Raw genomic sequence first — 13,500 nt, 5'->3', positions numbered from 1 at the left:
TGTATTTTATTACAATCAAAAGAATGTTGGAAGTGTGCTTTTCAGCACACCCCAACATTCAGTATAGAACCTTTTTTCCTGCATATGGTAATTCAGGTAACCATGTGCTATAATAACAACGTGTCAATGCGGATTTACTATTTCACGATAAGGAGGGAATTCTATGATAACATTTAACCATTTTAATTTTAATGTACTGAACCTGGATAAGAGCCTTGCTTTTTATAAGGAAGCCCTGGGACTGGTGCCGGTAAGGGAAAAAGAAGCTTCTGACGGATCCTTTAAGCTGGTGTACCTGGGTGACGGTAAAACTGACTTCACCCTTGAACTGACCTGGTTAAGGGACAGGACCGAAGCCTACAACCTGGGGGAATGTGAATTCCATCTTGCGTTCCACGTGGATGACTTTGATGATATCCACAAGCATCATGAAGAGATGGGATGCATCTGCTATGAAAACCCTGGCATGGGTATTTATTTCATCACGGATCCAGACGGCTACTGGCTTGAGATTGTCCCGGCCAGAGGATAGGAGGAGACACAATGGAAGAACTTGTCATGCTGCTTCTGGGTTTTGGGGTTTTACTGTTCTTTATAGGTGTGGTCCTGCTCATCATCTATATCCTTGCCTACTGGATGATATTCAACAAGGCAGGGGAGCCGGGCTGGAAAGCCTTGATTCCCATCTACAGCACCTATACCGAATATAAGCTGGTCTGGAATACGAAGATGTTTGCCGTGTTCATGGCATTTGCCGTTGCCACGGCCATCCTTGAGAATATGGACGGGATGCTGTTCCTGTATTATGCCGCATCCATCGGGACGATTGTGATGAACATCATTGCCTGTGTTAAGATGTCCATGTCCTTTGGCCACGGAACGGGATTCGCAATCGGCCTTATCCTGCTGAATCCCATCTTCCTGCTGATCCTGGCCTTTGACGGCTCCACCTACATCGGGCCGGAGGGAAAGCGCCCGCAGTCAGTGGGACAGGGATGGGATTAGGGAACATGACATGGAGATAAGAATATGTACGGAGCGTAGCCCGGAGATGATCAGCGGACTGATGCGTATCTGGAGGGATTCCGTTTCAGCCACCCACACATTCCTGACGCCGGCAGACATCGACATGATTGCAGCCTATGTTCCCGATGCGCTCAGAAGCATCCCGGTGCTCTTGGTGGCGGAGGATCAGGGTGTCATCACCGGGTTTGCAGGTATTGACAAGGAGCAGCTGGAAATGCTGTTTATTTCACCTGACTTCAGGAATCAGGGGATTGGCAAGGCAATGGTCCAATCCATGTTCAGGGATTTTTCAGTGACAGAGGTCTGCGTGAATGAGCAGAATCCCGGCGCCAGGGGATTCTATGAACATATGGGATTCCAGGTCTATAAAAGGGATGGACTGGACGGGCAGGGGAACCCGTTCCCCATCCTCCATATGAGGAGAAGGGCGTGATTGTCCTGTATCTGCCTGCCGTGGTACCACGTAATAGAAAAGCCCATCGGAATACATATCCATGTATCCCGGCGGGCTTTCTTCTTATCTTTTTTTAAGCCATATACTTTTAAAGCCTTATATTTGCTGAAGCTGTATCCTTCTAAAGCCGTATCCTTCTAAATCCAGTATCCTACTTAAATTCGCTGTACTTTTCCTCGCAGTACTGGCACCTGTATGTCTCGGTCTTCTCGTCAGCCAGATAGAATATATGGGGAAGCTCCTGCTCGATGGAAGTAATGCAGCGCGGGTTCTTGCACTGGATTACATTGGTAATCTTTTTAGGAAGCTTCAATAAGCGCTTTTCAACAATCTTGTCATTCTTAATGATGTTGACCGTGATGGTGTGGTCGATGTAGCCAAGGACCTTAAGGTCCAGGGTATCCAGCCCGCCTTCAATCTTGATGATATCCTTGCGGCCCATCTTGTTGCTGCGCGCATTCTTGATGATGGCCACCTGGCATTCCAGCTTGTCCAGGCCCAGGTGATAATAGATATCCAGGCTTTTTCCTGCCTCGATGTGGTCTAAAACAATGCCTTCCTTTAATCCGCTGATATTTAACATGGCTTTTCCACCTCCAGTAATCTCATGATTAAGGCCATACGCACATATACCCCATACTGTGCCTGCTTAAAGTAAGCGGCCCTTGGGTCGTCGTCCACTTCCACGGAAATCTCATTTACCCTTGGGAGGGGATGGAGTACATACATGTCTTCCTTGGCCAGTTTCATCTTTTTCTTGTCCAGGATATAGCAGTCTTTTAAACGGATATAATCTTCCTCGTTGAAGAAACGCTCCTTCTGCACACGTGTCATGTAAAGGATGTCCAGCTTGCCGATGGCTTCGTCCAGGTTGCCTACTTCCTCGAATTCCACGTTGTTGGCAGTGAGCACGTCCTCGCGGATATTATCCGGGATACGAAGCTCAGGCGGGGATATAAGGATGAATTTGATGTTGGGGTATCGGACCATGGCGTTGATGAGGGAGTGTACGGTGCGTCCGAATTTCAGGTCGCCGCAAAGGCCGATGGTCAGGTTGTCAAGGCGTCCCTTCATGGAACGGATTGTCATAAGATCGGTTAAGGTCTGGGTAGGATGCTGATGACCGCCGTCGCCTGCGTTGATGACAGGGATCTGGGCCTTCTGTGCTGCCACGAATGCAGCGCCTTCCTTTGGATGACGCATGGCACAGATATCAGAATAGCAGGAAATCATGCGGATGGTATCGGCAACGCTTTCGCCCTTGGCAGCAGAACTGGAATTGGCGGATGAAAAGCCTAATACATTGCCGCCCAGATTCAGCATGGCAGCCTCAAAGCTTAAACGTGTCCTTGTGCTTGGCTCATAAAAAAGGGTGGCCAGTTTCTTGCCGTCACACACATGGGCGTACTGGGGAAGATTCTGCTCAATGTCCCTTGCAAGAGCCAGAAGGTCATCGATTTCTTCCACAGAGAAGTCTAAGGGATTCAATAAATGTCTCATGGGATTCTCCTTTGCCTTTATGAATTTATTAAAATCTTGATTTTGGGAAATACTTCGCACCCTACCAGTGCGATAGCCGGAACCTGCCAGATATGGCACTGATTTGTGCCTCGTCATATTCTTACATAGAATGCAATATAAGTCAAGTAATTTTTCGTGGCTTTTTTAAAATTTTATGATATACTGTCACAGCAGGGAATTCCATGGAAATGTGACCGGGAGGCATGGGGACATGGGCCCGTGTAAGGAATTATTAAGGAACTTTAAGGAAAATACAGAAGAACAGGAACTTGAGCCTGTGCTATACTGTACAAAAATAGGGAAATGTACACTATAGCACAGGAATATGCAGGAAAGGAGCATTGCTTTGGCAGGACAGACAGGTACGGCAGAAGCGGATAAAAGGGAACTGCCGGTGACGGGAAAGCAGGAGGCGGCAGAGGCATTGACGGCAGCGGACAGCAGGAAAGTGGCCATAAGCGTGAAGAACCTGTACAAGATTTACCGTGTGGGTGAGATGAAGGTCCGTGCCCTTGACGGTGTGGATTTTGAGATATATAAGGGGGAGTTCGTGGCGATTGTGGGAACCTCCGGATCTGGCAAGTCGACACTTTTAAACATGCTGGCCGGTCTTGAGAAGCCTACCAAGGGCGAGATAGAGATAGGCAGCACTCATATAGAAAAGATGACGGAAAAGCAGCTGGTGACCTTCCGCCGTGAAAAGGTAGGATTCATTTTCCAGTCCTACAATCTGCTGAACACCATGAATGCAGTTGAGAATGTGGCCCTTCCCCTTTCGTTTAGGGGTGTGTCAAAACGGAACAGGCTGAAGCAGGCCAGGAAGTTCATGGACCTGGTAGGCGTGGGGGACCAGGCAAGGCATATGCCAAACCAGATGTCAGGCGGACAGCAGCAGAGGGTGGGTATAGCAAGGGCCCTGGTGGTGAACCCGCAGATCATATTTGCGGACGAGCCAACGGGAAACCTGGATTCCAGGACCACCATGGAGGTGCTGCGGCTGATGCAGAAGATTGTCAGGGAGCAGGGGCAGACGCTGGTCATGGTTACACATGACAACAACCTGGCTTCCTATGCGGACCGGAGGATCCGGATCGTGGATGGGAAAATCGTGGGCATAGAGACCGGCGGCAGGCTGGCTGAGGAGACCCATATAGAAAAGGGAGTATGTGAGAATGAAACCAATGAAAATTCGTAAAGGTCTTATACTGGTATCAATGGTATTCCTGATGGCCGGGGCACGTCCGGCCGGCGTGATGGCCAGCAGCTATCAGCTGGGCTATAACACCAACGCCAGTGACAATGATTATATTTCCACAACCAAGGCGCCAAGGGGAAGGATTGGCAAGTCCATGTCCATTTCCTTCCGGGTAAGGGCCACGGATGAGGATATGGACAACCTGAAGATAAGCCTTCTTCAGACCAATGACTTCCAGCAGATTGAAGAGCGTGGCAACGGGGATTATACGGTTGACTACTATCCCTTTGAAATCATGGAAACCACGTTCCTGGCTAAGAATGTGGGCAATATCAAGAAGGGCAATATTAAGAGCGTATCCCTGTCGGCCAATGTGCGCAGGGACGCACAGCAGGGTTATTACAGCATCCCCATACTTCTGGAGTGGGACGGCGGTACGGATATCGACTATATCAATATCTGGATTTCAACGGACACATCATCCGGGACAGACGATGAGGAGGATAAAAAAGAAGGCAATTACTTTGTCATCGGAGAGAATCAGGCAACCCCCCGGGGCGTGTATCCCAATGTGATGGACTATACGGTTAATTTCCGCAACAAGCGCAATACCACGGCCCAGGATGTAACCATCAGCATGCAGCTGTCAGAGGATGACACCAAGTTCCCATTTGAAATCAATGACGGCAACTATGACAGGACCTTTGAGCGGGTGCAGTCAGGTGAAACCGTTTCGGCCCCGTACAGCATGGCCATACGCAAGGACTCCTATACCGGCTATTATCCCATAAAGTATACCATTACCTTCCGCCTGAGTTTGGAAGGCGACCTGCACACGGAAGAGGGGACCTTTTACGTACATATCGTGTCCAAGGACAAAGAGGACAATCTGGGCGATTTTGACGCTAATGACAGGACCAGGGCAAGACTCATCGTGGACAGCTATTATACGGTTCCTGAGCAGGTCTATGCCGGCAATGAATTCGAACTGGTGCTGAACATGAAGAATGCGTCCACCTCGGTTCCTGCCAGCAATATCCTGTTTAACCTGGAATCTGAAAAGGTATCGGACAGCGCGGTATTCACAACCAAGTCAGGGTCCTCCTCCATGGTGGTCAATGACCTGGGTTCGGGACAGAGCACGGAGGTGCGGGTCAGGTTCACGGCCCGGGCAGGCGTGGACCAGCGCTCCTATGCAATCACCATCAAGGAAAAATATGACAGCCCTGAGTTTAAGAACGCGGAAGAAAGTATCGTGGTGGACATCCCGGTGAAGCAGTACGCCAAGCTGAGCACCAGTACCATAGACGTGATGCCGGACACCATGACGGTTGGCTCTGAGTCCAATGTGATGTTTGGCATTAATAACACGGGAAAAGTCATCCTTTATAATGTGACGGCTGCATTTGAAGGGGATTCCATTAAAACCACGGATGCTTATGTGGGCAATATCAAACCGGGCGACACGGGCAATGTGGACATCATGCTAACGGGCGTGGCACCCACCATGGATGACGGGACCATAAAGATAACGATTACCTATGAAGATGAAAACGGCGTGGCCGCAGAGCCTGTGGAAAAGGAACTGACCCTCTTTGTGACAGAGGAGATGGAAGATCCCTTTGGCATGGATGCCGGTATGGAGGCGGGCGCCATGGACGTGGAGGCAGAGCCGCCTTCCTTCTGGGGTAAGTATAAAGTTCTGGTGATTGCCGGAGCAGTGGCGGCAGTGGCTGTTATTGCAGCTGTTGCCATGGTTATTAAGAAGAAACGCAAGGCAGCCAGGGAAGAGGATGTGGACGATGAGATTTCCTGATCTTCTGATCATGAGCATTAACAATTTAAGACGGAGGAAACTCAGGACGGTCCTTACCGTGCTGGGGGTCATCATCGGCACTGCCTCCATCGTGGTAATGGTATCCCTGGGAATCGGCCTGGACCAGATGTTCATGGAGCAGCTGTCCTCCTGGGGAAGCCTGACCACCATTGATGTGTATGGCGGTTCCGGCGGTTCATATTACGGCGGCGGGGCCGTCATGGTGGGAGGCGGCGGCAGCGGCAAGTCATCAGACCCCACCTATATTACGGATGAGGTGATGGAGAAATTCGGACGCCTGAACCATGTGTCCGGTGTCTCGCCCATCCTGGACATGAACGTGGTCATCCGCCAGGGCGCCTATGAGGCGCAGTACATGACCCTGAGGGGAGTGGGACAGAAGTTCCTGGAACAGATTCCTCTGGGAGAAGGCCGCCTGCCGGGACCGGGGGAGACAGGGCTGGTTTTTGGCAATACGGTACAGCAGGATTTTTATAATTCCAAGACCGGAAGGGGATACTGGGATACCGGAGAACTTCCGGACGTGGACTTCCTTAACAAGCCCCTTTTCATAATCTTTGATATGGATGCATACTTCCAGTCCAGGAACAATTCGGGCAGTTTTGGCGATTCAGATGACAGCCAGACCCGGGTCAAGCCTCCCAAGAAGTATATGATGGACGGAATCGGGCTGGTGGAGGGTGGCCCACAGGATTACGGCACGTATTCCTATGGTGTGTTTACCGATATAGACGGACTGAAGGCACAGCTCCGCAAGGCCTTCAAGAAGGGAACCGTCATCCCGGGACAGCCCACCAACAAAAAGGGAAAAGCGCTGCCCTACCTGGTATACAGCCGGGCGCAGATTTATGTGGACGATATGGAATATGTAAAGGATGTCCAGGCCCAGGTGGCTGATATGGGCTTTCAGGTGAGCAGCAGGATGGACTGGATGGAAAGTTCCAAGCAGCAGTCCCAGATGATACAGGCAGTACTTGGCGGAATCGGCGCCGTGTCCCTGTTTGTGGCGGCCATCGGCATCGCCAACACCATGATGATGTCCATCTATGAACGGACAAAGGAAATCGGCGTCATGAAGGTCCTGGGCTGCGACATGGGCAACATCCGCAACATGTTCCTTATTGAGTCCGGTTTTATCGGATTCATGGGAGGCGTGATCGGCATCGGCCTGAGTTACGGGATTTCAGGCATCATCAATAAGTTTGTCAGTCTGGAAGAAACCAATGGGCTGGTGGGCAACCTTTCCAGGATTCCGCCCTGGCTTTCCGTATCCGCCATTGGGTTTGCCATCTTTGTGGGCATGGCGGCAGGATTCATGCCGGCCATGAGGGCTATGAAGCTGAGCCCGCTGGCAGCCATCCGCAATGACTGATTGGATAATTCAGTAGTAAAACTTCTAATAAACTATTGCAATATTAGAATAAATGATATATAGTAATAACAGGGCGTGTGACTGGCGGATAGTGGATGAACCACAGGGAGCACGCGGACCGTATTACGGAGATTTGGCCGACCGCCTGGGCACGTGTGTTTTTAGCGTGCCCGGCGGGCCGGCTCTTTTTATATTTACAGAGGAATAAACAATCACAGCAAATGGAGGAAACACTATGAAGCAGATGTCGCTGGAACAGGAATTGAGAAGCAATGCATATCCCGGACGTGGAATTGTCATAGGACGTTCTGAGGACGGGACCAAGGCAGTGACCGCCTATTTCATCATGGGAAGGAGCGCCAACAGCCGCAACCGCGTGTTCGTGGAGGACGGACAGGGCATCCGCACCCAGGCATTTGACCCGGCAAAGCTGGAGGACCCCAGCCTCATTATTTATGCTCCTGTGAGGGTTCTTGGCAATAAGACAATTGTGACCAACGGCGACCAGACCGATACGGTCTACGAAGGGATGGACCATCAGATGACCTTTGAGCAGTCCTTAAGGTCCAGGGAGTTTGAACCGGATGCCCCCAATTACACACCGCGTATTTCCGGTATCATGCACATTGAAAACAGCGGCTATAATTATGCCATGTCCATATTAAAGAGCAATCATGGAAATCCTGACTCATGCCTGCGTTTTACATACGCCTATGAGAACCCGGCTCCGGGGGAAGGGCGTTTCATCCATACCTATATGCATGACGGGAACCCCCTTCCAAGTTTTGAGGGCGAACCAAAGCCGGTGGGCATATCCGGCACCATTGACGGATTTACGGACATGGTATGGAACAGCCTGAATGAGGATAACAAGGTATCCCTGTTTGTCCGCTTCATTGATATAGCATCAGGAACCTATGAGACAAGGATTGTTAATAAGAACAAATAAAAAGAGAGAGGGATTTGTTATGAAAGAACTGGAACTGAAGTATGGCTGTAACCCCAATCAGAAACCATCCAGAATCTTTATGGAAGGGGATAAGGAGCTTCCCATCACTGTCCTCAGCGGCAGGCCGGGCTATATCAACTTCATGGACGCGTTAAACGGCTGGCAGCTGGTGAAGGAACTTAAGAAGGCAACCGGGCTTCCTGCGGCTGCTTCCTTTAAACATGTCTCACCGGCAGGGGCCGCAGTGGGCCTGCCATTGGATGATGTATTGAAGAAAATATACTGGGTGGATGACATGGGGGAACTGTCACCCCTGGCCAGCGCCTATGCAAGGGCAAGGGGCGCTGACAGGATGTCTTCATTTGGCGATTTCATTTCCCTGTCCGATGTGTGTGACACGGCTACGGCCAGAATCATCAAGAGGGAGGTGTCAGACGGCGTCATTGCTCCTGGATATGAGCCGGAAGCCCTGGAAATCCTCAGGTCCAAGAAGAACGGCAATTATAATGTCATCCAGATTGACCCGGATTATGAACCGGCTGCCATTGAGCGCAAGCAGATATTCGGCGTTACCTTTGAGCAGGGCCACAATAACCTGGAGATTAACAAGGAGCTCCTTCAGGATATCGTGACAGAGAACCGGGAGCTGACGGAACAGGCCAAGGTTGACCTTATGATTTCATTGATTACCCTCAAATACACCCAGTCCAACTCTGTCTGCTACGTAAAAAACGGACAGGCCATTGGCATTGGCGCCGGACAGCAGTCCAGGGTACACTGTACCCGCCTGGCCGGCAGCAAGGCCGACAACTGGTATCTGCGCCAGGCCCCACAGGTCCTTAACCTTCCCTTTGTGGACAGCATCAGACGTGCGGACAGGGACAATGCAATCGATGTTTATATCGGTGAGGATTACATGGATGTGCTGGCCGACGGCAGATGGGAAAAGACATTTAAGGTAAAACCGCCCGTGTTCACCAGGGAGGAGAAGAGGGCCTGGCTGGATACCATGTCCGGCGTGTCCCTTGGCTCGGACGCTTTCTTCCCATTTGGCGATAACATTGACAGGGCTTATAAAAGCGGCGTGAAGTACGTGGCCCAGCCAGGAGGTTCCGTGCGGGATGACCAGGTAATTGAAACCTGCAACCAGTACGGCATGGTCATGGCATTCACAGGAATCAGATTGTTCCACCACTAATCGTTTACAGACATTTTCTGGTATACAGGGAAAAGGCGGGAAGGCTTAAGTTTCAGGACTTCCGGCCTTTTTCCATGCCTTTTCCCTTGTATAAAAACAGTTGCCTTCATCCATGCACAGGGGTATAATGAAGCAAGTGTCTTGAATGAGGAGATGTGTTGTATGATAACGGACTTAACAGTGGGACATCCTAAAAATACATTGTGGCGGTTTGTGTTGCCCATGTTTGTAAGCGTCATGTTCCAGCAGCTTTACAACATTGCGGACAGCAGCATTGCCGGACGGTTTGCCGGGGAGGACGCGCTGGCGGCCGTGGGGGCTTCCTATCCCATCACGGTGATTTTCATGGCATTTGCAGTGGGCAGCAACCTGGGCGCGTCCGTGGTGGTATCCCGGCTTTTTGGCGCAAGGGACATTGGGAAAATGAAATCCGCTGTCTACACCGCATTCATTGCCTGCGGCATCATGAGTCTGATCCTCACCGCGCTGGGATATGTGTACTGCGGCAGCATGATGCGTCTGATACATACGCCATCCAATATATTCGGGGATGGGGAACTGTACCTGAAGATTTATGTGTTCGGCCTTACCTTTCTGTTTCTTTACAATGTGTGTACCGGGATTTTCACTGCTTTGGGGGACTCCAGGACGCCCCTGTACTTCCTGATCGGCTCGTCCATCGGCAATATCCTGCTGGATTACTGGTTCGTTGCAGGGTTCCACTGGGGCGTGGCAGGCGTTGCATGGGCCACCTTCATTGCCCAGGGCATATCGGCCGGACTGGCCCTTGTCACCCTGGCCCTGAGGCTTAAGGGGATAAAGACCAGCCGGAAGGTGGTGCTTTTTGACCTTTTGCTGCTGTCCCAGATTGCTGCCATCGCTGTCCCCAGCATCATGCAGCAGAGCGTGCTTTCCGTTGGGAACATGTTTGTCCAGGAAATCGTGAACCGTTACGGCTCCGCCGTCATAGCGGGCTATTCCGGCGCAATCAAACTGAATACATTTGCAATCAACGCCTTCATGTCCTTAGGCGGCTGCCTGTCCAGCTACACGGCCCAGAACCTGGGAGCCGGTAAAAAGGAGCGGCTTTCCCTTGGCTTTAAGACAGGTGTCAGGCTGTCCATCCTTGCGACCATTCCCTTCTTTGTCCTGTACTTTGGCTTCAGCAGACAGATGATGGGACTGTTCCTGGGGGACGGGAGTGAGGAGGCAATCCGCTCCGGCGTGGGCTTCCTGCGCATTGTAAGCCCCATGTACTTCATGATATCCATCAAGCTTATGACGGATGGGATTATCAGGGGTTCCGGGGCAATGGCATACTTTGTGCTGGCCACGGTGCCGGATTTGATCCTGCGCATCATCGTGGCCAATATCCTCACAGGATACTTTGGCAGCATGGGTATCTGGATGGCCTGGCCTTTTGGATGGATTGCGGCTACTGTGCTGACGGTTGTGTTTTACAGGAGGATTGTTACCGGGAAGTATTGTATCCGGTTGTAGTTGGAATGGAAGGGAGATTCGGTTGTAGCTGTAGCCGGAGGATTGTGGCTGCGGCGTGGGGATATCAAGACCGTTCCGGAAATGTGAAGCTTTTGTGAATTCGTCCCAATGGAAGCATTTGTCTCTTGAACCTGAAAAATGTTTGTGCTAGGATATGTTTGTTAATGAAGACGTGCGGGGAAGGGATGCATTTGAAAGGGATGTGTTTGGAAGGGATGCATTCGGAAGGGATGTACTTGGAAGACATGTGTTTGGAAGAGATGTGTTCGGAAGGGATGTACTTGGAAGACATGTGTTTGGAAGAGATGCGTTCGGAAGGGATGTACTTGGAAGACATGTGTTTGGAAGAGATGCGTTCGGAAGACATGCATTGGAAAGAGACATGTTGGAAAGAGGCATGTTGGAAAGAGATGCCTCCGAAAGAGCCGCACTGAAAAAGACTCAGTCAGAGAGGAATGCAGCGAGTGGGACATGCCCTGAAAATCGGGCAAACGCTGCAGAGGGACGGGATTGGTGACAAAGGAAAATCTGCAACAATATATAAAAACCATATGGAATGTGTTTGGAACCGTGTGCCTCATACTGGTACCCTGTGTATCGTATGTCCTGTTTGAATATGTGACAGGTAATCTGGCCACGGTTCCTGGTGATATGGCGGTGTGGAATATCGCATGGATGTATGTGCTTTATCTTGCCGCTTTTGCTGTCAGCGGGACCAGCCGGATTGCTGTTCCTGTTATTTCCGCGGCACTGCTTATCATATCCATGGCAGAGGCGTTTGTGGTGGAGTTCAGGGGAAGGCCCATCATGCTTTGGGATGTGATGGCTTTCAAGACCGCGGCCACGGTGGCGGGGAATTATGCCTTCGTGGTTTCGCATGAAATGAAGCTTGCGTGCATGGCAGTTGTGCTGATGAACGCAGGCCTGTGGTTTGCCCCGCGGCGGGTCAGGGGATGGAGACAGCGTCTGGCGGCTGGAGGTGCGGTGGCTGCCCTCACAGGCAGTTTTGCTGCGTGGTTTTTTATTTCCCTGGTGCCGGGGCATGGATGGGGCATCAATATGTGGGAGGTCAATGACTCCTATAAGGAATATGGATATGTGCTGTCCACTGCGGTTTCCATGCAGTATGTGGTTAAGAAGCCGCCCCATGGCTACAGCACCGCGCGGCTGAAGGAGATTCATGGCCGTCTGGAGGAAGAAGGGCAGGTGCAGCTGGCATCCCTGGACAATGTACAGACTGACAATAGCGGGGATATCACGCCTGTGAACCTGATATGTATCATGAATGAAAGTCTGTCAGACCTTAGGACGGCAGGGGATTTTACCACGAATGTGGAGTATTTCCCATTCATTAACAGCCTTAAGGAGAATACGGTGAAGGGCAGCCTGACCGTGCCTGTGTTCGGTTCCATGACAAGCAATTCGGAGTACGAGTTCCTTACAGGGGATTCCATGGCCCTTCTGCCTGCCAATTCCATTGCATACCAATTTAATGTAAAGCCTGATACCTATTCCCTGGTAAGCACATTAAAGTCCCAGGGCTATTCTGCGGTGGCCATGCATCCTTATCCTGGGGAGAACTGGAACCGTGTGGAGTGTTACCAGAATATGGGGTTTGATGAATTCCTGGATGAGGAATTTTATGAGGAAAGTGAACAGCTGCGCAATTATGTCAGCGATAAGGCGGATTATGACAGGCTGATTGATGTGGTGGAGGGCAAGGAATCACCAGATGACAGGCTGTTCATCTTCAATGTCACCATGCAGAACCATGGGGGCTATGAAGGCGAATATGATAATTTCCAACAGGAGGTATGGCTTACCGGTAAATATGAGGGCCAATACCCCAAGACGGACCAGTATCTGTCCCTGATGAAAAAATCAGACGAGGCATTCCAGTATCTGCTGGAATATTTTTCCCAGGTGGATGAACCAACCATGATTGTCATGTTTGGCGACCATCAGCCCAGCGTGGAGGATGAGTTCTATGACGCCATCGCGGGCATGCCCAGCAGCCAGGTGCCGGTCCAGGACCGTCTGATGTGGTATGAGACGCCTTTCATTATCTGGACCAATTATGACATGCCTTCTGAGGACATGGGGAAACTGGGCGCCGTCTACCTTTCCACGGAGGTATTGAAAAGAGCAAACCTGGACATGACGCCATATAACCGTTTCCTTCTCCAGCTGGAGGAAGTCCTGCCAGTGGTGCATTTCCTTGGCTGTTATGACAGGGAAGGCAATTATTATTACTGGCCCAAGGCTGAGTCGGAGCGCTGCCCGTACCAGGACATGGTCCTGGACTATGAAGCGCTGGTGTACAACCACAGTCTGGACCGGAAAAAGTATAAAGACATGTTTGTCGTAAAATAGTATAAGCCTCGAAAAAATTGTAAAAGCACTTGGCAAGCTGCCCTCGCATAGAATGAAATTAAGAATGTGCAGGGT

The 13,500-nt window shown here is 50.8% G+C and carries 13 protein-coding genes and 1 riboswitch; of the genes, 10 read left to right on the top strand and 3 right to left on the bottom strand.

Annotation, left to right across the window (positions count from 1 at the left end):
* Positions 1-163: 163 nt before the first annotated feature.
* From LK536_RS56630 to LK536_RS56620, 3 genes are read left to right on the top strand one after another with little or no spacing between them, the layout of a single operon-like run.
* Positions 164-532 carry a VOC family protein gene (locus LK536_RS56630; protein ID WP_008716394.1) on the top strand — a complete coding sequence of 123 codons (369 nt, stop codon included), beginning with the start codon at positions 164-166 and terminating at the stop codon, positions 530-532.
* A gap of 11 nt (positions 533-543) precedes the next feature.
* Entirely contained in the window at positions 544-1,005 is a 462-nt protein-coding gene (locus LK536_RS56625; protein ID WP_120055799.1) for a DUF5684 domain-containing protein, read from the top strand.
* Positions 1,006-1,015: 10 nt separating this feature from the next.
* Positions 1,016-1,459 carry a GNAT family N-acetyltransferase gene (locus LK536_RS56620; RefSeq protein WP_025487130.1) on the top strand — a complete coding sequence of 148 codons (444 nt, stop codon included), beginning with the start codon at positions 1,016-1,018 and terminating at the stop codon, positions 1,457-1,459.
* A gap of 172 nt (positions 1,460-1,631) precedes the next feature.
* Here LK536_RS56620 and LK536_RS56615 read toward each other — a convergent pair whose 3' ends face one another.
* Positions 1,632-2,063, bottom strand: coding sequence for an aspartate carbamoyltransferase regulatory subunit (locus tag LK536_RS56615; RefSeq protein ID WP_008716389.1), 432 nt, complete (start codon positions 2,061-2,063; stop codon positions 1,632-1,634).
* The gene (gene pyrB, locus LK536_RS56610; RefSeq protein WP_008716388.1) at positions 2,057-2,980 is read right to left on the bottom strand and encodes an aspartate carbamoyltransferase; all 924 of its coding nucleotides are present in this window, start codon (positions 2,978-2,980) and stop codon (positions 2,057-2,059) included. The genes LK536_RS56615 and pyrB overlap by 7 nt, the downstream gene beginning before the upstream one ends.
* Positions 2,981-3,347: 367 nt before the next feature.
* Here pyrB and LK536_RS56605 point away from each other — a divergent pair, with 367 nt between their 5' ends.
* The 6 genes from LK536_RS56605 to LK536_RS56580 all read left to right on the top strand — a co-directional run bounded on the left by LK536_RS56605 (position 3,348) and on the right by LK536_RS56580 (position 11,052).
* The gene (locus LK536_RS56605; RefSeq protein ID WP_474913620.1) at positions 3,348-4,196 is read left to right on the top strand and encodes an ABC transporter ATP-binding protein; all 849 of its coding nucleotides are present in this window, start codon (positions 3,348-3,350) and stop codon (positions 4,194-4,196) included.
* The gene (locus tag LK536_RS56600; protein WP_227797225.1) at positions 4,174-6,012 is read left to right on the top strand and encodes a COG1361 S-layer family protein; all 1,839 of its coding nucleotides are present in this window, start codon (positions 4,174-4,176) and stop codon (positions 6,010-6,012) included. The genes LK536_RS56605 and LK536_RS56600 overlap by 23 nt, the downstream gene beginning before the upstream one ends.
* Positions 5,999-7,405: an ABC transporter permease gene (locus tag LK536_RS56595; RefSeq protein WP_227797224.1), complete on the top strand. Its 1,407-nt coding sequence runs from the start codon at positions 5,999-6,001 to the stop codon at positions 7,403-7,405. Before LK536_RS56600 ends, LK536_RS56595 begins: the two co-directional genes overlap by 14 nt.
* Positions 7,406-7,472: 67 nt before the next feature.
* A riboswitch (ZMP/ZTP riboswitch) is annotated at positions 7,473-7,563 on the top strand.
* A 77-nt stretch (positions 7,564-7,640) separates the two neighbouring features.
* Complete coding sequence (locus tag LK536_RS56590) at positions 7,641-8,354, top strand: IMP cyclohydrolase (RefSeq protein ID WP_120055805.1); 714 nt, start codon at positions 7,641-7,643, stop codon at positions 8,352-8,354.
* A gap of 19 nt (positions 8,355-8,373) precedes the next feature.
* A complete protein-coding gene (locus tag LK536_RS56585) occupies positions 8,374-9,552 on the top strand; it encodes a phosphoribosylaminoimidazolecarboxamide formyltransferase (protein WP_130790116.1) in 1,179 nt (392 codons plus the stop codon).
* 162 nt (positions 9,553-9,714) lie between these two features.
* A complete protein-coding gene (locus LK536_RS56580) occupies positions 9,715-11,052 on the top strand; it encodes an MATE family efflux transporter (RefSeq protein WP_227797223.1) in 1,338 nt (445 codons plus the stop codon).
* A gap of 147 nt (positions 11,053-11,199) precedes the next feature.
* Here the strand turns inward: LK536_RS56580 and LK536_RS56575 are convergent, their stop codons facing one another.
* The gene (locus LK536_RS56575; RefSeq protein ID WP_420315253.1) at positions 11,200-11,436 is read right to left on the bottom strand and encodes a hypothetical protein; all 237 of its coding nucleotides are present in this window, start codon (positions 11,434-11,436) and stop codon (positions 11,200-11,202) included.
* Between the two features lie 129 nt (positions 11,437-11,565).
* On the opposite strand from LK536_RS56575, the gene LK536_RS56570 reads away from it, so the two are divergent.
* Positions 11,566-13,425 (top strand): LTA synthase family protein, encoded by a 1,860-nt coding sequence (locus LK536_RS56570; RefSeq protein ID WP_331472316.1) that lies wholly within the window; start codon positions 11,566-11,568, stop codon positions 13,423-13,425.
* The last annotated feature ends 75 nt before the right edge of the window (positions 13,426-13,500 follow it).

The organism is Clostridium pacaense (assembly GCF_020709765.2).
Taxonomy (GTDB): domain Bacteria; phylum Bacillota; class Clostridia; order Lachnospirales; family Lachnospiraceae; genus Enterocloster; species Enterocloster hominis.
Note: the sequence above shows the minus strand (reverse complement) of the source record. Positions and strands in the feature narration are given on the sequence as shown.